This window comes from Craurococcus roseus, assembly GCF_039523795.1.
Classification (GTDB): Bacteria; Pseudomonadota; Alphaproteobacteria; order Acetobacterales; family Acetobacteraceae; genus Craurococcus; species Craurococcus roseus.
In genome coordinates this window covers 29,599-49,212 of record NZ_BAAAFZ010000002.1, presented here as the reverse complement: position 1 = coordinate 49,212, position 19,614 = coordinate 29,599, and the positions used below count along the sequence as shown (strand labels likewise).

Genomic DNA, 19,614 nt, shown 5'->3' with positions numbered 1-19,614 from the left:
GCCCGGCGAAGGCGCCATGACGGTGCGGTTGGACGAGATGCTCGGCCTGTCCGCTCGCCTGCGGCGGAAGCGGGTCAAGCTGCTGTTGGCGGAGCAGAACGTGGGGCTGGCGCTCAACCTCACCGCCCGCGCCGTGGCGCTCCGCCAGCGCCAAGTGGCCCACCGCGCAGTAGCGGGCCAGCGCCGGGGTGGAGGCCCGCTACTGCGCGGTGGGAGGGGGAAGGGCCGTCACGCGCCGAAGCCCAAGCCGTCGCGCTGGCCGCGGGTGGCCCAGCCGGTGGTGCGCGCCTCCAGCACCGCGGCGAGCGCGTACATCGCCACGCCCATCGCGCCCGTCACCACCAGCCCGGCGAACACCAGCGGCACGTCGAAGCGCGAGGAGGCCACGAGCATGAGGTGCCCGACGCCCTGGTTGCCCGCCACCGTCTCGGCGATGATGGAGCCGACGAAGGCGACGGTGATCGCCACCTTCAAGGAGGCGAAGAAGTAGGGCATCGCCCGCGGCAGCCCGACCTTGCGGATGATGTCGAGGCGCCCCGCGCCCAGCGCCCGCAGCACGTCCCGCAGCTCCGGCTCCACGGTGGCGATGCCGGTCGCCACGTTCACCACGATGGGAAAGAAGGAGATCAGGAAGGCGGTGATGACCGCCGGGACGATGCCGCCGCCGAACCAGATCACCAGCACCGGCACCACCGCCACCTTGGGCACGGAGTTGAAGCCGATGAGCAGCGGGTACAGCGCGCGGTAGAGCAGCGGCGAAGCGCCGATCGCCACGCCCAACGCCAGGCCGAAGGCCACGGCGAGCGCGAAGCCCAGCACCGTGTTCAGCAGGGTGCGCGCGGCGCTGTCCAGCAACGGCCACCACCACTTGGCCATGCTGGCGCCGATGGCCGAGGGCGCGGGCAGCAGGAACTCCGGCACTGCGAAGCAGCGCACCACCGCCTCCCAAAGCAAGGCGAGCGCCAGGGCGACGATCCAGGGCAGCGCCGCTTCGGCGTGGCTACGCCGCACCGGCCGGGACCTCGCGCGCGGCGCCGACCAGGGCGCGCAGCTCGCCCACCATCGCGCCGAACGCCGGCGTGTAGGTGCCTTCCAGCGCGCGGGGGCGCGGGAAGGGCACGCGGCGCTCCGCCGCGATGCGGCCGGGGCGGGCGGACATGACCAGCACACGGTCGGCCAGCAGCACCGCCTCGCGCAGATCGTGCGTGACCAGCAGCACGGTCGGCCGGCGCGTGCGCCAGACCTCCTGGAGCACGAGCCACAGCTCCTCGCGCGTGAACACGTCGAGCGCGCCGAAGGGCTCGTCCAGCAGCAGCAGGCCCGGACGGTGGATCAGCGCGCGGCACAGCGAAGCGCGTTGCTGCATGCCCCCCGAGAGCTGCCACGGGAAGCGGTCCTCGAAGCCGGCCAGCCCGACCAGGGCGAGCAGCGCGCGCGCCTCGGCCTCGTAGGCGGCGCGCTCGCGGCGCAGGCGGGAGCGGTGCGGCTTCACCACCTCCAGCGGCAGCAGCACGTTGTCCAGCACGGTGCGCCAAGGCAGCAAAGACGGGTTCTGGAACGCCATGCCGGCGATGGAGAGCGGGCCCGCCACCTCGCGGCCGGCCACCACCACCCCGCCGGCGGTGGGGCGCCACAGCCCGGTGACCAACCGCATGAGCGTGGACTTGCCGCAGCCCGAGGGGCCCACAACGGCGACGAACTCGCCCTCCGCGACCGAGAGCGTGCAATGCTCCAGCGCCAAGGTGCCGTCGGCGCCGGGGTGGCGCAGGGCCACGCCGTCCACCTGGACGAAGGCGTTGCTCATGCCGGCGGCGGCAGCGCGCGCGCCTCGGCCGGCGGCAGGTGGTCCGGGGTGTAGAAGGCTTCGGGTTTGAGGCGACTCGGCAAACCGAAGGCTTCCTCCACCGCGGCGATGCCGCGGCCGAGCCGCTCCGGCTCCACCGCCGAAAGGCCGTTCCGGCGGGCGCCGGGGGTGAGGATGCAGGTGGCGGCGTTGAGCGCGTGCCGCTCCGTCTCAAGCGCCACGTCGGTCAGCGGCTCCGCCCGCCGCAGGATGGCCATGGCGCCTGCCGGGTCGGCGAGCTGGGACTGGACGCCGCGGAACAGCGCGGCGAGCGCGCGCTTCAGGGCGTCCGGGTTGGCGCGGGCGTAGTCGCGGGTGGTGAGCAGGGCGCTGCCGTAGAGGTCGAGCCCGTGGTCGGCGTAGAGCAGCACCCGTTGGGCGTCCGGCTGGAGGCCCAAACCCTTCAGCGCCAAGGCGGAGGTGGTGACGAAGCCGGTCACGCCGTCGGCGCGGCGCTGCACCAGCATGGGCTCGCGCAGCTCCGGGCTCACGGACAGGAAGTTCACCTTGCCCTTGTCGATGCCGGCGACGCGGGCGAAGGCCGGGAAGAGCTGGCGGCCGGCGTCGAACTCCGGCGCCGCCAGGGTGCGGCCTTCCAGGTCCTTGGGCGCGCGCACCGGCCCGTCGGCGCGCACGATGGCGCAGAGCGGCGAGCGGTCCAGCAGCACGGCGACGCAGAGCAGGCCGCGGTCCGGGTTCTCGACGGCGAAGCGAATGGCCGGGTTGATGTCGGCGAAGCCCAGGTCGGCGGCGCCGGAGGCGAGCTGCACCGGCACCCGGCCGCTGCCCGTGCCGCGCTCGATGGCGACCTCGACGCCGGCCTCGCGGAAGAAGCCGCGCTCGCGCGCGACCAGGGCGAAGGCGTTGGGGGACTGGAACGCCCAATCCAGTTGCAGCCGCACGCGCGGGGCGGCGGCCTGGGCGCGGGCCAAGCGCGGCGCGGCCAGGGCGGCGGCGGTCAGCGCCAGGGCGGCGGCGCGGCGCGGAACGGGCGCGGTCACGAAGGCGAATCCTCCCAGGTGCAAGCGGTGCTCGGCGAGATCAGCAAGGCTCGTGCCAGCGGCCGTCCACCAGCATCGCGCGTCCCTCGCAGGCTCGGTGTCCGGGCGGGCGTAGCGAACGGGCGCCGCCACGGCAACGGTCTCGGCGCCGGCCTCCGGATGGCGGGGGGATCGCCGGCGGTCTGACATGGGGCGCCCGTCTCGCGCCCTTGGGGTGGAGCGCGCCGTTGCCCGCCCGCCTCGCCTGTTCCGCGGCGGGGCGGGCCCGGGGACCCGCCTTCGGCCGTGCTCTGCGACGGCGGCACGCCTCATCGGTGCGCCTTGGGGCCACCCCGGCTACCGGGCGGGCGCATCTGCACCCGCCCACAAGCGCGGCCCGACGATGCGGGAGGCGGCGGTATCGGGAGCGCCGGGGACCCCGATGAGCCTAGTCCATCCGGGCCATGATGGTCTTCTTGTGGGTGAAGTGTTCCAGCATGGCTTCGAGGGAGGCTTCCTTGCCGAGGCCGCTGCTCTTCACGCCGCCGTAGGACAGGTTGGCCTGCACCACGAGGTTCTGGTTGATCTGCACCAGCCCGGCTTCCAGCCGGTGCGCCAGGTCCAGGCCGACCTTCAGGTTGTTGGTCCAGATCGAGGCGGCGAGGCCGTACTCGCTGTCGTTGGCCTCTTCCAGCACCGCTTCCGGGTCGTCGAAGGGCGCGATCACGGTGACGGGGCCGAAGATCTCCTCCCGCACCAAGCGGCTGTCGCGCGGCAGGCCGGTGAAGATCACCGGCTGGAGGAACAGGCCCTTCTTCAGCGACGGGTCCTTCGGCATGGCGCTGCACACGTGGGCGGTGGCGCCGGCGGTGTTCTTGCCTTCCTCGATGAAGCCTTGGACCTTCTCGAACTGGCCGTGGCTGATGATGGTGCCGATGTCGGTCTTCTCGTCCAGCGGGTCGCCCATGACCATGGCGTCCACGGCGCGCTTCATCGCCTCCACGAAGCGGTCGTGGATCGGGCGCTCGACGTAGATGCGGCTGGCGGCGGTGCAGCTCTGGCCCTGGCGGGTGAAGCGCATGGAGGTAAGGGCGCCGGCCACCGTCTTCTCGAAGTCGCAGTCGGAGAAGACGATCATCGGCGACTTGCCGCCTAGCTCCAGCGTCACCGGGATGAGCTTCTCGGCGGCGGTCTTGTAGACGATCTTCCCGGTCTCGACCGAGCCGGTGAACGTCACCTTCCTGACCAGCGGGTGCGACACCAGCGGGGCGCCGCATTCCGGGCCGTAGCCGCTGACCATGTTGAAGACGCCGGGCGGCAGGACGCGGTTCATCAGCTCGCAGATGCGCAAGACCGCGAGCGGCGCCTCCTCGGCGGACTTCACCACCACGGAATTGCCCGCCACCAGCGCCGGCGCGATCTTCAGCGCCATCAGCAGCATGGGCACGTTCCAGGGGATGATGGCGCCGACCACGCCGAGCGGCTCGCGCACCGTCACCGACAGGACCTTGGGGTCGAAGGGCACGCTCTCGCCCTTCAGCTCGCCGCCGAGGCCGCCGAAGAATTCGAACACGTCGGCCACGACGCCGGCCTCGACGCGGCTCTCGGTGCGCAGCGCCTTGCCGGTCTCCAACGCGATGAGCTTGGCCAGCTCCTCCACGTGCTCGCGGATCAGGGCGGCGCACTGGTGGACCATGGCGCCGCGCTTGCGGGCGGGGACCTTGGCCCACTTCTTCTGCGCCTCGGAAGCGTTGCGGACGGCGGCGTCCACGTCGGCCGCGTCGCCCTCGGCCGCGGTCGCCACCTGCTCCCCGGTCGCCGGGTTCACCACCGCGAAGCTCTTGCCCGATCGTGCCGGGGCGTAGGCGCCGCCGATGAAGTGCAGGCCGGAGAGCGCCTTGGCCAGCGCGAACGGGTCGGTGGTGGGGGCGCCCGGGGTGGGGTGGGGGCGGTCGAGCATGGCATTCTCCCGATTTTCGCGGGACGATGCGCCGGGGCAGGGTAGAGGGCAAGCGATGGCGGGGCGGCCTTGGACGCTCCGCTCGGACCGCCTTCGTCGTTCGATGGCGACGACGGATGGGGGTGTCCGCGCGCCGGCCTGGGCAGGGCGGGTTGGGTTGCGCGGCGTCGCCGGCGGCGGAGTTTGCCCGGTTCGGACGAATGCCGGGGCTGCGGCCGTAGCCGTGCGTGTTCCAGCGGGGCTCCGCGGCCGCGATTGCGCGAAACGGACAAATGCCAACGGGGCGGTTGCGGTGGTGCCGACCTCGCACGGCGGACCGGGTGCCCTGCGTGGTCCGGACGAAATCGGCGGCGCTTTCTGCGCGAAGCGGACAAATGCCCTGGTCGGGGTGGCGGCGCTGCGTGGTCGGCCGGGCGCCGGGCGCCGGGCGCGGTTGGGGTGGGTTTGCTCGCCCTTGCGGCTTTCGGACAAACGGCGCGGCCGGGGCGGCACCGATGCTCGGTCGATCGGTCGCCGCGCGGCTTCCGGGCGGGAGCGGCGGCCCTTCTTGCACGAATCGGACGAATGCCGCGGCGATGCCAATTGGCGCGACAAAGCCGGCCCCGCCGGGGGCGGTCTTCCCGGGAATGGGACGTTTGTTCGGACGGAGGGCGCGGAGTCGGCGACGGCCGTGGAGGCGCGTGGGCGAGCGCCGCTTCTTCGGTTTCCGGCGCCTCCTCCGCTCGCATCGCACCTTCTGGACGCACGGCTCCGCTCCCGACGAAAAGCCTGGAATATTATCCTATGATCGGGAGAAAATCAAGGGAAACCATGGTTAGGTCGTGTCGGTTCGAATCTCCGCTTGAGGGGCCGGACATAGATGAACCAATCACTCGACGGCCGCTATTCGCGCACCGATGTCACTGTCCCAGTCGTGAGCGGTGCCCGAAAGCAGCCATTCGTCAGGTCAGTTCCGCGATTACTGCGCGAACCCGCTTCATGCCCTCGCCGGGATTTTCATACACGCTCTCGCAACGCACGATAGTTCCATCTCCCCTGAGGACGACCCAAAGGCAGGTCTCGAGCAGATCGTCGGCGGGGACAAGCGCAGCTAGATCCGGATCGCTGCTCGGACCAACCATCGCCACAAAGTGCTGATCCACGAGGCGCTTCGTAGTAAGATAGTCCATGAAGAAGCCGAGCGAATAGTCAATTCTGCTGTGACTTGGATGCTCGGGATCAAAGACCACCGCAAATACCGGCAGGTCACGCACAGCCGCCTCAGCGCGGGCGGCCGCCAAGTCGTCGTGTGGTGCGCGAAGGAAGTAGCGGTTGGAGCTACGCTGCGGGTCAGGCGTGGATACTGCCAGGGCAGCCGCACGCGAGGCTTGCATCCAGGCATTGAATGATTTCGGCATGTAGCGCGCAGCAAGAATCCGGCCGCGTGGGCTGTCGAGCAGCTTGCGCTCAACTACCTCAGCATCGAGCTGCAAACATCCGAATTCCGGACGCAGCTTGCTCAAGGTCTCACCAAGGCCGCTACTCGGCAGCGTCGAGTAGAAGGCGATGAAGCCGTCGCAGCGATGAGTGCCAAGGCGATCGCGGATGTTTTGCTCGTCACTCGGGAATACCGAAGTACCCGAATGGGCCTTATGCTTGCAGCTCACCAGCCAGCGCACCCTATTGGTGCCGCCGGGCCCCATCCGCTCTTCTTCGACAATGAGGTCGCGCCCGTCATCGGTGCCCCGATCGGGTTGCTCAAGGATACGGAAACCCTCGGCTTCTAGCAGCTCACGCGCGAAGAGTTCGAAGCGATCGCGAAGCGAACCAGCGCTGGCGGATGGAATTTCAGTAAAATCGAGTGCGGGCATGGAGAAGTTGTAGGGTTTCGGGATGCGACATCAAAGGGCTGGAAGGGTCAGGCCATGCCAAACACTTGGTGGCAATGAGGTCCGCTTCCTCCACTACGCTACCCAAGATCTGTAGCGCAGATGGCGGAGCACAGTGCCCGTCAGCGCTTCGCCTTCCCACGGAGGCGGAGCGACTCCGCGTTCAGCCCTGGCAGCAGCGATGGAACCGCGGCGATCCGCTCCGCCACCGCGACCGCGCGGGCCAAATCGGCGTCGGTCATGTGGCGCACCGCCGGGCGGCGCACCGCCTCGTGCCAGGGGCGGCCGAAGGCGGCGTCCAGGCAGACGCGCATGAAGCAGTGGTCGAGGCTGATGGGCCAGCCTTCGGCCGTCGCCATGCCCGGCAGGACGCGGCGGGTGAGGTCGAGCCAACGGGCCAGGAGGGCGGCCCGGTCGGGATGGGCGGAGGTGGCGGACGTGGGCGGGGACCTCCGGTGAGGGGTGTCGCGGGCGCTTTTCGGCGCGGAACCGGAACCGCCCGCGGGCCAAACGGGTTGATTGTCCGCGCCTACGGTCCATGAAGCCTGCCCATCAAGGAAGAACGGGGGATTTGTCCATGGTGGAACGCCGCAACCTCTTGGCCTTCGCCGCCGCCGGCCTCGCGGCGCCCGCCGCCGCGGCGCTTCCGCGGCCGGCGCTCGCCCAGGCGCCCTGGCCCAACCGGCCGGTCCGGCTGATCGTGGGGTGGCCGCCCGGCGGGTCGGTGGACACCATCGCGCGCATCCTCCAGCCGCGGATGCAGGAGGCGCTCGGCCAGCCGATCGTGATCGAGAACAAGGGCGGCGCGTCCGGCTCTATCGGCGGCGCGGAGGCCGCGCGCGCGGCGCCCGACGGCTACACTTGGCTGCTCGCCTACGACACCACGGCGACCAACGAGACGGTGATGCGGCTGCCTTACAAGACGCCGGAGCACTTCGCCGCGGTGTCTTTGGTGGCGACCGGCCCGCTCTGCATGGTGGCGCACAAGGACACGCCTTACCGGAGCTTCCGGGACGTGGTGGAAGCGGCCAAGCGCAAGCCGGGCGATATTTCCTACGCCACCTCCGGCGTCGGCGGGCTCGCGCACGTGGCGACCACGCTGTTGCAGCAGCAGGGCGGGTTCCGGCTGGACCACGTGCCCTACCGCGGCGCGGGGCCGGCGGTGCAGGACGCGATGGCGGGCCACGTGCCGCTGTTCATGTCGAACGTCGTGGTGATCAGCCAGCACATCAAGGCGGGCACCTTGCGCCCGCTCGGCGTGACCACCCCGGGCGAGACCCCGCACGTCCCCGGCGTGCCGAGCTTCGCGCAGCAGGGCTTCGGCGGCTTCGAGGCGCCGACCTGGTGGGCGATGCTGGCGCCCGCGCGGACGCCGGCGCCGGTCGTCGCGCGGATGCACGAGGCCCTGGCGGGCGTGCTGCTGGAGCCGGAGACCAAGGCGAAGGTGGAGGAGCAGGGCGCCGACGTGGTCGCCTCGACGCCGGAGGAGTGCCGGCGCTTCATCCAGGCCGAGATCGAGAAATGGGGGAAGGTGATCCGCGACAACAACATCCGCGCGGACAGTTGAGGATTCCCGGCGTTCTTCGGCGCACCGCGGCGGGGCGCCGCGCGAACCCCTGTTCCGGCCCGTGCGCGCCGTGGCCCGCCATGCGCGCCGCCGCGGCCGGATAGCGCGCCTGGAGGATCGGAGCCTTGTCGAAAACGGCCCCCCGCCCCGCTGAAGCGGACGCCGCCGTTCCGGCGCGGACCAGCGGGCCGGAGCCGCGCGCTCCGGACGCCCTGACGGACGACGACGCGTTCCTCGACCTCTGGCTCCGTCTCGAACTGCGCGAATCCTTCGACGCCGTGGTGGCGGAGCCGATCCCCGACGACCTGCTGCGCTTGATCGAGGAGGACCGCGGCGAGCGCGAGCGGATCAGGCGCGGCCGCGCGCGGGGCCGGCGCGAATAGCGGCCGGGGCGACGGAGCGGGCGCGCGGGGCCCGGTACGCCGGGCCGCGCGCCCGTCAGCCCCGGCGCGGGGCGGCCGGGGGCGCGGCCGTGCCGAGCAGCGCGTCCACCTCCGCCGAGCGCGCGACGGCGCCGTTGCGCACGAAGGCTTCGTGGTTCGCCTCGATGGAGGCGAGGTCGTAGAGGTAGTTCACCATCAGCCCGTAGGACTCCCGCATCCCCCGCGGGGCGGTGTTGCCGAGCCAGTTCACCCGTTCCAGCCGGGCGCCGTTGCCGAGGTGGAAGCGCGCCACCGGGTCGCGCGGCCCGCGCCCACCGTTCGACGCGGTGAGGTATTCGGCGCAGAGGCGCGTCAGCGGCGCGCGCAGGGCTTCCGCCCGGTCCGGGTCCTCCCACCAGCGGTCGCCGCGCAGCAGCGCGGCGAAGGCGGCCGCGGCGTCGGCGGCGCCGTTCCCGGCGGCGGTGAGGACGGCCACCATCTCCTGCCCGTGCAGCAGGTCTTCGGCCGCCTCGGGCGAAGCGAGGCGCCCGTCCAGCCAGCGGCGGAAGCCCGGCACCGGCGACAGCGTGGCGAAGCGTTGCAGGCGCGGCAGCTCGCCCTTCAGCTCCTCCACCACCTGCTTGATGAGGAAGTTGCCGAAGGAGATGCCGCGCAGGCCCTCCTGGCAGTTCGAGATGGAGTAGAAGATGGCGGTGTCGGCGCGCGCGGCGCGTCGGGCGGCGGCGTGCTCCCCGTCCCCGTCGCGGGCGAGCAGCGGCTGCACGGCGGAGGCCAGCCCCTCCACCAGCGCCACCTCTACGAAGATCAGCGGCTCGCCCGGCAGCGCCGGGTGGAAGAAGCCGAAGCAGCGCCGGTCGGCGGCCAGGCGGCGGCGCAGGTCGTCCCAGCCCTGGATCTCGTGGACCGCCTCGTAGCGGATGAGCTTCTCCAGCACCGCGGCGGGCGTCTGCCAGTCGATGCGGCGCAGCTCCAGGAAGCCGCGGTTGAACCAGGAGGCGAGGAGGTGCCGGAGGTCGGCCTCCAGCGGCTTCAGCGCCGGCTCCTCGCGCAGCCGGTCCAGCACCTCGCGCCGCGCCTCCACCAGCGCGCCGGTGCCGCCGGCGGTCATGTTCATGCGGCGCAGCAACTCCTGGCGCGGCGGCTCGGCGGCTTCGGCGAGGCGGGCGGCGTTTTCGGGCGTCGGGTCGGCGAGCCACGCCTCCGCCGCCGCGCGCAACGCCTGCGCGTCCGGCTGGAAGTTGGCCGCGAGGAAACGGTACAGCTCGGTGCGGCCGGCTTCGTCCAGCTCGCGCGAGGCGGCCAGGAGTTCGCGGGCGACCGCCGCGCCGGAGGCTTCGCCGCGCTCGGACAGCAACGCTTCGGCCAAGCGCTTGGACCGTTCCAGCGGCGGCAGCTCCGCCATCGCGGCGGCGGCGCCGGCTGGCCGCGGGCCGCTGCGGAGGCCGGTCCGCTCCAGGACGGAGGACCAGAGGCGGTCCACCCAGGACTGCGCCCCGCCGCCCGTCGCCGCCGTTTCGGTCTTCGTCGCCGTCGTCGCTTCCATGCCGGGTGCCCGCGTCCCTGTGCAGACCGTTCGCGGTGGAGCATATAGGCCGGGGCACGGCGAACAGGGAGACAAGAATGGACCGAACCCCCACGGGACCGCTCGGCGGCCTCCGCGTGCTCGACCTGACCCGCGTGCTGGCCGGGCCCACCTGCACGCAGATGCTGGGCGACCTCGGCGCCGAGGTCATCAAGATCGAGCGGCCCGGCGCGGGCGACGACACCCGCGGCTTCGCGCCGCCCTTCTGGCCGAACACGGGGGAGAGCGCCTACTTCCTCGGCGCCAACCGCAACAAGAAGTCCGTCACGCTCGACATCGCCAAGCCGGAGGGGCAAGCGGTCGTCCACCGCTTGCTGGAGTCGTGCGACATCCTGGCGGAGAACTTCAAGGTCGGCGCGCTGGCCAAGTACGGCCTCGGCTGGGAGCAGCTCAAGGAGAAGCACCCGCGGCTGATCTACTGCTCCATCACCGGCTTCGGCCAGGACGGGCCCTACGCGCCGCGGCCGGGCTACGACGCGCTGGTGCAGGCCATGGGCGGCGTCATGTCGCTCACAGGCGACCCGGCAGGCACGCCGCAGAAGGTCGGCATCCCGATCGCCGACCTCTTCGCCGGCCTCTACGGCTGCATCGGCATCCTGGCGGCGCTGAACCACCGCAACGCGACGGGGCAGGGGCAGCGCATCGACATCGGGATGCTGGACACGCACGTCGCCTGGCTGGCGAACCAGGGGATGAACTACCTGGCCACCGGCGAGAACCCGCCGCGGCTGGGCAACCAGCACCCGAACATCGCGCCCTACCAGGAATTCCCGACGCAGGACGGCTACATCATCCTGGCGGTCGGCAACGACCCGACCTTCGAGCGCTTCTGCAAGGCTGTAGGGCAAGAGCGCCTGCTGGCCGACGAGCGCTTCGCCACCAACGCCAAGCGCGTGGAGAACCGCGGGCTCGTCACCGAGACGCTGACGCCGGTGATGCGCTCCAAGACCACGGCCGAATGGATCGAGGCGCTGGAGGCGCTGAAGATCGGCTGCGGGCCGATCAACACGCTGGAGCAGGTCTTCGCCGACCCGCAGGTCAAGGCGCGCGGCTGCGTGGTGGAGATGCCGCACGCGAGCGGCGAGACGGTGAAGGTGATCGCCAACCCGGTGCGGCTCTCCGCGACGCCGCCCGCATATAAGAGCGCGCCGCCGGTGCTGGGGCAGCACACGGCGGAGGTGCTGGGCGGGCTGCTAGGCATGGGCGGGGCGGAGATCGCGGCGTTGAAGGAGAAGGGCGTAGCCTGAAAGCTGGATCAAGTCGTTTCGTTTGTGGTATTGACGGCGAGTAACGTTGCAAATCCTGCCAAATGCCGAAGCGTCCCGGTCGCCCTCCGAGCGTCGCGGCCACCGGCCAGCGGCTCGCCGCATCGCTCCTTGTGACCGTGCTGATGCTCGGTTGCTCCGGCCCGGCCCACCGGCCGGCCCTGCCCCCCGGTGCCGCGACCGACCAGCGGTCGCCGATCCTTTTGGGCGAGCCGCGCTTGTCGCCGGACGGCACGGCCATCCTGTTCGCCTTCAAGTACGGCACCCTGCCGTACAAGCTCGCCGTGATCCCGGCCGACCCGGCGGAGTCGAGGATCGGGATCTTGCAAGCGCCGCCGACCATGAGTTGGACGCAGCCGGCTTGGGCGCCGGACCAGCGCAACTTCGCCGCCATCTCGTACTGCAAAGGCGACAACTGCTACGAGGGCGCGAAGGGCTACCATGTCTGGCGCTTCGCGGTCCGCCCCGGCCCGGACAACCTGCGGCGGATCACGTTCGACGACGGCGAAGTCCGGCGTGCCGATCCCTTCTTCGGCCGAAGCGCGGACGACCTCCACTGGGTCCTCTCGTCAAGCCGCGTGCACGAAAGAGTCAGGTGGGACCTGAACGAGCGCTTTCTTGTGCGCGCGAGGGGCGATCAAGCGGAAGTGCTGTTCCCGGACGACCCCGAGGTCCTCCCCATCAGGCGGCCCGATGCCCAAGCGCCGAATTCCGCGCCGAGGATCAGATCCAAGAAGTTCGCCTTGAGCGATCTCTCGCCCGCCCACGCGTTCGACGGCACGACGCTGTACTTCACGGGTCGGGTACGCGACGGAACGCTGCCGCTCGCGCGAGCCATCATGGACACCAAGAATCGCTACGAACGGATGCTCTTCCGCTGGCGCGGCGGCGATGCGCTTGAGTTGTTGCGGGACACGCCCGTGATCGCGGTGGACGCGCAGCGCTCCGGGAGCGGGTACGTGGTGGCGAGCCGCACGCCGAACTTCGCAAATCGGCCCGTTGACTTCGACGTTGTGAGCGACGGAGGCACGGAGCGCCGGCTTAGCTTTGGGCAGGGCAACGTCTTCGCCATGTCGGCGTCCGAGCGCATGGACACGATTGCCTTCGCCAGCTTCCGCCACCTCGGCGATGAGGTTCGCTTCTGGGTCCATCAAAAGGGCATGGCGCAAGCCGCGGACCTCAACGTGGCCGAACGCGTGAGCCGCGAGGTGGAGCGGCAGATCCAGCGCGAGGCGAACGAGGGTGCAGCCGGGCAGGGAGCGCCCCGCGCTACTCCGGCCCCTCGGCAGCCGGCGGCAGCACCGCGCTGAGCGAGGTGCGCACCACCGCGGCCAGCGGCCCTGGGGCGCGCAGGGCGTCCGCGAGGCGCGGCAGGTCGGCGCGGCTTTCCACCGCCAGCACCGGCAGGCGGAAGGCTTCGCACCAGCGCCGAAAATCCGGGTTCACCAGGTCGGTGCCGGAGACGCGGCCGGGGTGGGCGCGCTCCTGGTGGATGCGGATGCTGGCGTAGCTGCCGTTGTCGGACAGCAGGAGCTTGACGGGGGCGCCGCGCGCGACGGCGACCGCCAACTCGCCGCCGGTCATCAGCGCGCCGCCGTCGCCCACGGCGCAGACCACCTGCCGGCCGGGGAAGCGCAGCGCCGCCGCGACCGCCGCCGGCACGCCGAAGCCCATGGCGCCGGAGACGGGGGCGAGCAGGCGCTGCGGCGGCGTCCAGGAAACCTTGCGGTAGAAGGGGGCGCCGAAGGTGCCGGCGTCGAGGGTGACGATGGCGTCGGGCGCGGCGGTTTCTTCCACCAGCTTGGCGACCTCGACGAAGGGTACGCCGTCAGGCGGGTCGCTCCGCGCGACCTCGCAATCCGCGAGGTGCAGCGCGCGCAGGCGGGCGTTCCAGGCCGCGCGGCCCTCGGGCGCTCCGGGCGCCTCGGCATCGAGCGCGGCGATCACGGCTTGGGCGTCGGCGGCCAGCGCCAGCTCCGCCGGGAAGTGCCAGCCGAGGAAGCGCGGCTCGGAGCAGGCGTGGACGAGGCGCTGGCCGGGCACGGGCCAGGTCCAGCCTTGCGTCGTGATGTCGGTGAGGCGCGTGCCCAGCGCCAGCACGAGATCGGCTCCGGCGAAGGCGGCGCGCTGCGCGTCCGGGTTCCGCAGGCCGAGGTCGCCGGCGTAGAGCGGGTGCCGGTTGGGGAACAGGTCCTGGCGGCGGAAGGAGACGGCGACGGGCAGGTGCCACGCCTCGGCGAAGCGTTGCAGCGCGGCGCGGCCGGCTTCGCTGTCGAGCGCGTGGCCGGCGAGGAGGATGGGCCGTTCGGCGGCGCGGAGGGTGGCGGCGAGGCGCGCGGCGTCCTCCGGCGCGGGTGGCGCGGGGCGGGGCAGGGTGGCGGGGACGGGCGGCGCGGCGCAGGGCATCGCCAGCACGTCTTCCGGGAGGGAGAGCACCACCGGGCCGGGCACGCCGCCCATCGCCATCGCGTAGCCGCGGGCGATCAGCTCCGGTACCTGCTCCGGCTCCGTCGCCTCGCCGACCCACTTCGCCACGCCGCCGAACATGCGGCCGTAGTCGATCTCCTGGAAGGCGTTGCGGCGGAGGTCGCGCTTCTCCACTTGGCCGACCAGCAGGATGAGGGGAACGGCATCCTGCTCGGCGGTGTGGACGGCGATGCTCGCGTTGCAGGCGCCGGGGCCGCGCGACACGAGCACCACGCCGGGGCGGCCGGTCAGCTTGGCGTCCGCCACGGCCATGAAGCCGGCGCCGCCCTCGCTGCGGCAGGTTACGAGGTCTAGCGTCGGGTGCGCGTGCAGCGCGTCCAGCAGCGCGATGTAGCTCTCGCCCGGCACGCAAAAGGCGCGGTCCACGCCCTGAGCGGCGAGGAATGCCACCAAGCGTTCGGCGGCTGTGGCGGTCGGCATGCGGCGGCGGGCTCCTTCGGCCGGGTCGTGTCCCGGCCTAGGGTAGGCCCGCCGCGCGCGGCGGTCAGCGGGGCGCGCCGGCGGCCTGGGCCGTGCGCGCGGTGTCCGCGGTGGCGAGGATGAAGGCGCGGATCTGCTTGACTTGCGCCTCGTCCAGCCGTCCGGCGAAGTTCGGCATGCCATTGCCGAGGAAGGCGCCGGTGAGCACCAGGTGCGGCAGATTCTCCAGCGTTTCGCGCGTCGAGTAGCCGAGGTTCGGCACGTTGCCGCCGCTGTTGACGCCCGGGACGCCGTGGCAGGCGGCGCAGTTGGCGACGTAGAGGCCGGTGCCCGGCTCCACGTCCGCCTTGTCGTAGGCGATGCCCTGCACGAGCGGGCGGCGCTCGGCCTGGACCGCGGCGGGCATGGCGGCGGTGCCGCCGACCTTGAAGGTGTAGACGCGGCCGGGCGAGACGCGCTCGGTCGCGCGCTGCACGATGCCGTACACGCCGCCCCAGCCCACCGCGATGGAGACGTACTGCTCGCCGTCGATCTCATAGGTGGAAGGCGCGGCCACGGCGCCGGAGCCGACCGGCGTTTCCCAGAGCTTCCGCCCGTCGCGGGCGTGGTAGGCGACGAAGCGGCCGTCCGCGGTGCCCTGAAACACGAGGTCGCCCGCGGTGGTCAGCGTGCCGCCGTTCCAGGGCGAGTCGTAGGCCTGCCCCCAGACTTCGATCTGCTTCACCGGGTCCCACGCCACCAAGCGCCCGAAGGGCTTGGCCTTGGGCTCGACGGCGTTGACGAGGAAGCCGAGGTTCCAGCCCGACGCGCTTTGCAGCCGTCCGGGCAAGTTGGCGTTCATGCGCCAGCCCTGGTCGGGCGTCAGCGTCATCGGCACGCCGTGGACCGGCATGTAGACCAGGCCGGTCTGCGGGTTGAACGACATCGGGTGCCAGTTGCGCGCGCCGTAGGCGGTGGGGATCGCCTCGAAGGGCTGGTCGGTGTTGCGCGCGGCCGGGTTCTCGATCGGGCGGCCCTCCGGGTCGAAGCCCGTCGCCCAGTTCACCTCGGTGAAGTTGCGGGCGGAGATGAAGTCGCCGTTGGTGCGGTCGATGACGAAGAAGAAGCCGTTCTTCGGCGCGTGCAGCACCACCTTGCGCGGGCGGCCGTCGATGGTGAGGTCCGCCAGGATCATCGGCTGGGTGGCGGTGAAGTCCCAATGGTCGCCGGGCGTCTCCTGGTAGTGCCACTTGTACTCGCCCGTGCGCGGGTCGAGCGCGACGATGGAGGACAGGTACAGGTTGTCGCCGCCGGCGGGGCTGCGGAGGTTGCGGTTCCAGGGGCTGCCGTTGCCCGTGCCGACGTACATCAGGTTCAGCTCGGGGTCATAGGCCATGGTGTCCCACATCGTCCCGCCGCCGCCGGCCTCCCACCACTTGCCGGCCGGGTCCCAGGTGCGCATGGCGCGCGCCATGGACTCGTCCTCGGGCGGCTTGGACGGGTCGCCGGGCACGGAGAACCAGCGCCAGCGCTGTTCGCCGGTTTCGGCGTCGTAGGCTGTGAGGTAGCCGCGCACGCCGTACTCCGCGCCGCCGTTGCCGATCACCACGTTGCCGGCGAGGACGCGCGGCGCGCCGGTGATGGTGTAGGGCCGCGAGCGGTCGGCGATGGTGTCCTTCTGCCACACCGGCTTGCCGGTGGCGGCGTCGAGGGCGAAGAGGCGGCCGTCGTAGGAGGCGACGTAGACCTTGCCGCGGTGGACGGCGACGCCGCGGTTCACCACGTCGCAGCAGCCCTTCTCGCCGTGCTCCCGCGGCACCTCGGGGTCGAAGGTCCAGAGGGGCGCGCCGGTGCGGGCGTCCACCGCATGGACGACGCTCCAGGAGGCGGTGACGTACATGACGCCGCCGACCACCACGGGCGTGGCCTGCACGCCGCGGCGGGAGCCGAGGTCGTGGGACCAGGCGAGGCCGAGCCTGTCCACGTTCTGCGCCGAAACGCCGCGGAGCGGGCTGAAGCGGTTCTCGGAATGGTTCAGGCCGTAGGAGGGCCACTCGCGGCCGGTGGCGGCGTTGGCGCGGATCGCTGCCTCGTCCACGTGCGCGGCGGGATTGCGCAGCGCCTGCTGCGCGGCGGCGGTGCCGAAGGCGAGCACGGCCAGCGCGGAGCCGGTCAGCAGGACCGATCGTAGGACGCCCATGTTTTCCCTCCCCCGGTCGGCATCCCGCGGATGCAACCTTGGCGGGAGGCTAACACCGCCTTTGCGCGCGGGCCAAGGCCGCCCGCGCTCGTTGCGCGCGGGTCAGGCGGCGCGGTGGCGGCGGACGAGGCGCCCCGGCCGCTCGCCGGTCAGGCCGGTGTCGCCGCGCCAGGTTGGCACGCCGTTGGTCCAGACCTCCTCGATGCCTTCCGAGGGCTGGATCGGGTCCTCGAAGGTGGCGCGGTCGATGACGCGGTGCGGGTCGAACAGCACGAGGTCGGCGTAGGCGCCGGGGCGCAGCACGCCGCGGTCCTCCATGCCGAACAGCGCGGCGGTGCGGCCGGTCATCTTGTGGATCGCCGTTTCCAGGTCGAACAGGCCGAGCTGGCGGGAGTAGAGGCCGAGAACGCGCGGGAAGGTGCCCCAGAGGCGCGGGTGCGGGTGGGCGTCGTGCGGGATGCCGTCGGAGCCGATCACGCTCATCGGGTGCGCCATGATGCGGCGCACGTCCTCCTCGTCCATCTGGAAGGTGATGGCGCCGGCGGGCGTCAGGCGCTCCGCTGCGGTGCGGATGTCGGTGTTCCAGCCGCGCGCCACCTCGGCCAAGTCCTTGCCCGCCATCTCCGGGTGCGGGACGGACCAGGTGACGATCACGCGGAGGTCGTCCCGCAGTCGGTCCGGCATCAGCACGGTGGACCCTGCGGGGTAGGGGTACACGTCGAAGCTCACTTCCTGCATCGCGGCGGCGGCCTCGATCAGCGCCAGCGTTTGCGTGCTGCGGCCGTAGTTCTCCGGCAGCGAGCACTTGTGGTGGCTGATCCAGACCGGCACGCCGACGCGCTTGCCGATCTTCAGCGTCTCCTCGATGGAGGCGCAGACCCGGTCCGCCTCGTCGCGCATGTGCGTCACGTAGATGCCGCCGGCGGCGCGCAGCGGCTCGGCGACCGCGATCACCTCCTCGGTCGGCGCGTGCATGTTGGGCTTGTACCAAAGGCCGGTGGAGAAGCCCGAAGCGCCTTCCGCCAGGGCCTCCGCGACCATCCGGCGCATGGCCGCGATCTCAGCGTCCTTCGCGGGGCGGTAGAGGTCGTGGCCCATCACGCGGTAGCGGAGCGTCTGGTGGCCGACCAGGGCGTAGGTGTTCACCGCGGCGGGCGTCTTGCGCAGCGCCTCCGCGTACTCGCCGAAGCTCCCCAGGATGGTGCCGCTGTCGCCCACCAGGTCGAGCGGCGGCGGCGGGCGCTCCGTCGTGTCACGCCACGGCGCCAGGCTGACGCCGCAATTACCGACGACGACGGTGGTGACGCCCTGGCTCGACTTGCAGCGCAGGCATTCCGGCCCGCAGAGCACCGCGCGGTCGTCGTGGGTGTGGGCGTCGATGAAGCCGGGGGCCAACGCCTTGCCGGTGGCGACCACCTCGCGGTCGGCGCTCGCGGCCCCGAGGTCGCCCACCGCCACGATGCGGTCGCCGCTGACGCCGACGTCGCCCGTGGCGCGCGGCCCGCCGGTCCCGTCGAACAGGGTGGCGTCGCGGATGATAAGGTCGCAGCGGAGGGCCATGGGGCGCGTCTTCCCGGGCGTTCGGTGTGTCCGGGACGGATCAAAGCGGCATCGGCGACGGTGGGGAAGGGGCGCCGGCCTTGGCGGCCGCGGCGCCTTGCGCCAGCTTGGCGCCGCCGCCGTCCCTCGCGCGGCGCTTTCCGGGGAGGAACCATGCACAACGCCTTTGCGTCCCGCCGCGCGGCGCTCGCCGCTGGCGCCGCCCTGTTCTCCGCCGCCGCGCCGGCGGCCGCGCAGCAAGGGCCGGGGCCGAACGGCGGCGGCAGCGGGGGCGCGCGGCGTGGCGCGGCTTCGAACGGCGACCTGGTGCAGGGCTTCTCGCGCGAGCGCCTCGGCCGCCTCGGCCCGGCCTTCGCGCGGGAAGCGGAGCGCGGCTCCTTCCCCGGTTGCGTGGCTCTGGTCGCGCGGGGCGGGCAGATCGTCCACCACGAGGCTTACGGCCACCAGGACGCGGCCAAGACCAAGCGGATGGGCCGGGACGCGATCTTCCTGATGGCGTCCATGACCAAGCCCGTCACCTCGGTCGCGGCGATGATGCTGGTCGAGGAAGGGCGGATGAAGCTCTCCGACCCGATCGCCAACTGGATGCCGGAGCTGCGCGACCTCAAAGTGGAGCGGCGGCGCGACGGGCAGGCAGCGGAGGAGGTGGCGCCGGAGCGCCCGGTCACGGTGCAGGACCTGCTGCGCCACACCGCCGGCTTCGTGTACGCGAGCAGCGCCCCGTCCGAGCGCATCAAGAACCTCTACGACGAGCACAACATCGAGGCGCGCACTGGCCCGATCACCGGCGACGAGATGCTGAAGCGCCTCGGCACGATCCCGCTGGCGCACCAGCCGGGCACGACCTTCCACTACTCCATCTCGACGGACGTGCTCGGCCTGCTGGTGGAGCGCGTGGCGGGGCAGCGGTTGGACCGCGTGTTCGCCGAGCGGATCTTCGGCCCGCTCGGGATGCGCGACACCGCTTGGCACGTGGAGCCCGCGAAGCGGGCGCGGCTCGCCGAGGCCCCTGACGGCGACCCGCAGAAGGAGTCCATGTGGCGCTCCTACCGCATCCTCGAGGACGAGGCCGGGCGCTCCTACCTGAAGGGCGGCGCCGGGCTGGTCTCCACCTCGGCCGACTACTTCCGCTTCGCGCAGATGCTCGGCAACGGCGGCGCCTTCGAGGGCAAGCGCTACCTCTCGGCGCCGGTGGTGCGCTACATGATGTCGGACCACATCCAGGGCATGGCCGGCTCGCCCACGGCCTCCACCGGGCCGGGCTACGGCTTCGGGCTGGGCTTCGGCGTCCGGCGCCAGGACGGGCTGGCGGTGGCGCCGGGCAGCGCGGGCGACGCGATGTGGGCCGGCGCCTGGGGCACCTTCTTCACCATCGACCCGGAGGAGCGGCTCGTGGCGATCCTGATGACGCAGGGGCCGTCGTCGCGCATCCACACGCGGATGCTGTTCAAGAACTTGGTCTACGGCGCGATGGTGGAGAGCGCGCGCGGCCCCGCCTGAACGGCCGGCGCCCCGACGGC

The 19,614-nt window shown here is 72.0% G+C and carries 15 protein-coding genes; 5 read left to right on the top strand and 10 right to left on the bottom strand.

The features are described 5' to 3' along the window. Positions 1 to 228 precede the first annotated feature (228 nt). The 6 genes from ABD067_RS00455 to ABD067_RS00430 form a co-directional block, all read right to left on the bottom strand. Positions 229 to 1,011, bottom strand: a complete 783-nt coding sequence (locus ABD067_RS00455) for an ABC transporter permease (RefSeq protein ID WP_343893157.1) — start codon at positions 1,009 to 1,011, stop codon at positions 229 to 231. Further along, complete coding sequence (locus ABD067_RS00450) at positions 1,001 to 1,804, bottom strand: ABC transporter ATP-binding protein (RefSeq protein WP_343893156.1); 804 nt, start codon at positions 1,802 to 1,804, stop codon at positions 1,001 to 1,003. Before ABD067_RS00450 ends, ABD067_RS00455 begins: the two co-directional genes overlap by 11 nt. Continuing rightward, positions 1,801 to 2,844 carry an ABC transporter substrate-binding protein gene (locus ABD067_RS00445; RefSeq protein ID WP_343893155.1) on the bottom strand — a complete coding sequence of 348 codons (1,044 nt, stop codon included), beginning with the start codon at positions 2,842 to 2,844 and terminating at the stop codon, positions 1,801 to 1,803. The genes ABD067_RS00450 and ABD067_RS00445 overlap by 4 nt, the downstream gene beginning before the upstream one ends. 427 nt (positions 2,845 to 3,271) lie before the next feature. Continuing rightward, positions 3,272 to 4,783, bottom strand: a complete 1,512-nt coding sequence (locus ABD067_RS00440; protein ID WP_343893154.1) for an aldehyde dehydrogenase family protein — start codon at positions 4,781 to 4,783, stop codon at positions 3,272 to 3,274. 941 nt (positions 4,784 to 5,724) lie between these two features. Beyond that, positions 5,725 to 6,633 (bottom strand): restriction endonuclease, encoded by a 909-nt coding sequence (locus ABD067_RS00435; RefSeq protein ID WP_343893153.1) that lies wholly within the window; start codon positions 6,631 to 6,633, stop codon positions 5,725 to 5,727. Positions 6,634 to 6,773: 140 nt separating this feature from the next. Then, positions 6,774 to 7,010 carry a hypothetical protein gene (locus ABD067_RS00430; protein ID WP_343893152.1) on the bottom strand — a complete coding sequence of 79 codons (237 nt, stop codon included), beginning with the start codon at positions 7,008 to 7,010 and terminating at the stop codon, positions 6,774 to 6,776. Positions 7,011 to 7,228: 218 nt separating this feature from the next. Here ABD067_RS00430 and ABD067_RS00425 point away from each other — a divergent pair, with 218 nt between their 5' ends. Together ABD067_RS00425 and ABD067_RS00420 are read left to right on the top strand one after the other, a co-directional pair. After that, positions 7,229 to 8,218, top strand: a complete 990-nt coding sequence (locus ABD067_RS00425) for a tripartite tricarboxylate transporter substrate binding protein (RefSeq protein WP_343893151.1) — start codon at positions 7,229 to 7,231, stop codon at positions 8,216 to 8,218. A gap of 125 nt (positions 8,219 to 8,343) precedes the next feature. Beyond that, on the top strand, positions 8,344 to 8,601 hold the full coding sequence (locus ABD067_RS00420) for a hypothetical protein (protein ID WP_343893150.1): 258 nt from the start codon (positions 8,344 to 8,346) through the stop codon (positions 8,599 to 8,601). 55 nt (positions 8,602 to 8,656) lie between these two features. On the opposite strand, the gene ABD067_RS00415 is transcribed toward ABD067_RS00420, so the two are convergent. Then, positions 8,657 to 10,144 (bottom strand): malonyl-CoA decarboxylase, encoded by a 1,488-nt coding sequence (locus ABD067_RS00415; RefSeq protein ID WP_343893149.1) that lies wholly within the window; start codon positions 10,142 to 10,144, stop codon positions 8,657 to 8,659. Positions 10,145 to 10,221: 77 nt separating this feature from the next. Between ABD067_RS00415 and ABD067_RS00410 the strand changes: the two genes are divergently transcribed. Then, positions 10,222 to 11,430 carry a CaiB/BaiF CoA transferase family protein gene (locus ABD067_RS00410; RefSeq protein WP_343893147.1) on the top strand — a complete coding sequence of 403 codons (1,209 nt, stop codon included), beginning with the start codon at positions 10,222 to 10,224 and terminating at the stop codon, positions 11,428 to 11,430. Between the two features lie 62 nt (positions 11,431 to 11,492). After that, on the top strand, positions 11,493 to 12,758 hold the full coding sequence (locus tag ABD067_RS00405) for a hypothetical protein (protein WP_343893146.1): 1,266 nt from the start codon (positions 11,493 to 11,495) through the stop codon (positions 12,756 to 12,758). Here ABD067_RS00405 and ABD067_RS00400 read toward each other — a convergent pair. The 3 genes from ABD067_RS00400 to ABD067_RS00390 all read right to left on the bottom strand — a co-directional run bounded on the left by ABD067_RS00400 (position 12,718) and on the right by ABD067_RS00390 (position 18,094). After that, positions 12,718 to 14,355, bottom strand: coding sequence for a thiamine pyrophosphate-binding protein (locus ABD067_RS00400; protein ID WP_343893145.1), 1,638 nt, complete (start codon positions 14,353 to 14,355; stop codon positions 12,718 to 12,720). The two genes, ABD067_RS00405 and ABD067_RS00400, sit on opposite strands and share 41 nt — an antisense overlap. 64 nt (positions 14,356 to 14,419) lie before the next feature. Further along, positions 14,420 to 16,534: a PQQ-dependent dehydrogenase, methanol/ethanol family gene (locus ABD067_RS00395; protein ID WP_343893144.1), complete on the bottom strand. Its 2,115-nt coding sequence runs from the start codon at positions 16,532 to 16,534 to the stop codon at positions 14,420 to 14,422. Between the two features lie 102 nt (positions 16,535 to 16,636). After that, on the bottom strand, positions 16,637 to 18,094 hold the full coding sequence (locus ABD067_RS00390; RefSeq protein ID WP_343893143.1) for an N-acyl-D-amino-acid deacylase family protein: 1,458 nt from the start codon (positions 18,092 to 18,094) through the stop codon (positions 16,637 to 16,639). A gap of 153 nt (positions 18,095 to 18,247) precedes the next feature. Here ABD067_RS00390 and ABD067_RS00385 point away from each other — a divergent pair, with 153 nt between their 5' ends. Further along, positions 18,248 to 19,594 (top strand): serine hydrolase domain-containing protein, encoded by a 1,347-nt coding sequence (locus tag ABD067_RS00385; protein ID WP_343893142.1) that lies wholly within the window; start codon positions 18,248 to 18,250, stop codon positions 19,592 to 19,594. The last annotated feature ends 20 nt before the right edge of the window (positions 19,595 to 19,614 follow it).

Excerpts from the sequence above, each read along its gene's own strand:
- ABD067_RS00450 (WP_343893156.1), bottom strand. The coding sequence starts at position 1,804 with ATGAGCAACGCCTTCGTCCAGGTGGACGGCGTGGCCCTGCGCCACCCC.
- ABD067_RS00440 (WP_343893154.1), bottom strand. The coding sequence starts at position 4,783 with ATGCTCGACCGCCCCCACCCCACCCCGGGCGCCCCCACCACCGACCCG.
- ABD067_RS00435 (WP_343893153.1), bottom strand. The coding sequence starts at position 6,633 with ATGCCCGCACTCGATTTTACTGAAATTCCATCCGCCAGCGCTGGTTCG.
- ABD067_RS00430 (WP_343893152.1), bottom strand. The coding sequence starts at position 7,010 with ATGGCGACGGCCGAAGGCTGGCCCATCAGCCTCGACCACTGCTTCATG.
- ABD067_RS00425 (WP_343893151.1), top strand. The coding sequence starts at position 7,229 with ATGGTGGAACGCCGCAACCTCTTGGCCTTCGCCGCCGCCGGCCTCGCG.
- ABD067_RS00415 (WP_343893149.1), bottom strand. The coding sequence starts at position 10,144 with ATGGAAGCGACGACGGCGACGAAGACCGAAACGGCGGCGACGGGCGGC.
- ABD067_RS00410 (WP_343893147.1), top strand. The coding sequence starts at position 10,222 with ATGGACCGAACCCCCACGGGACCGCTCGGCGGCCTCCGCGTGCTCGAC.
- ABD067_RS00405 (WP_343893146.1), top strand. The coding sequence starts at position 11,493 with ATGCCGAAGCGTCCCGGTCGCCCTCCGAGCGTCGCGGCCACCGGCCAG.
- ABD067_RS00400 (WP_343893145.1), bottom strand. The coding sequence starts at position 14,355 with ATGCCGACCGCCACAGCCGCCGAACGCTTGGTGGCATTCCTCGCCGCT.
- ABD067_RS00395 (WP_343893144.1), bottom strand. The coding sequence starts at position 16,534 with ATGGGCGTCCTACGATCGGTCCTGCTGACCGGCTCCGCGCTGGCCGTG.
- ABD067_RS00390 (WP_343893143.1), bottom strand. The coding sequence starts at position 18,094 with ATGGCCCTCCGCTGCGACCTTATCATCCGCGACGCCACCCTGTTCGAC.
- ABD067_RS00385 (WP_343893142.1), top strand. The coding sequence starts at position 18,248 with ATGCACAACGCCTTTGCGTCCCGCCGCGCGGCGCTCGCCGCTGGCGCC.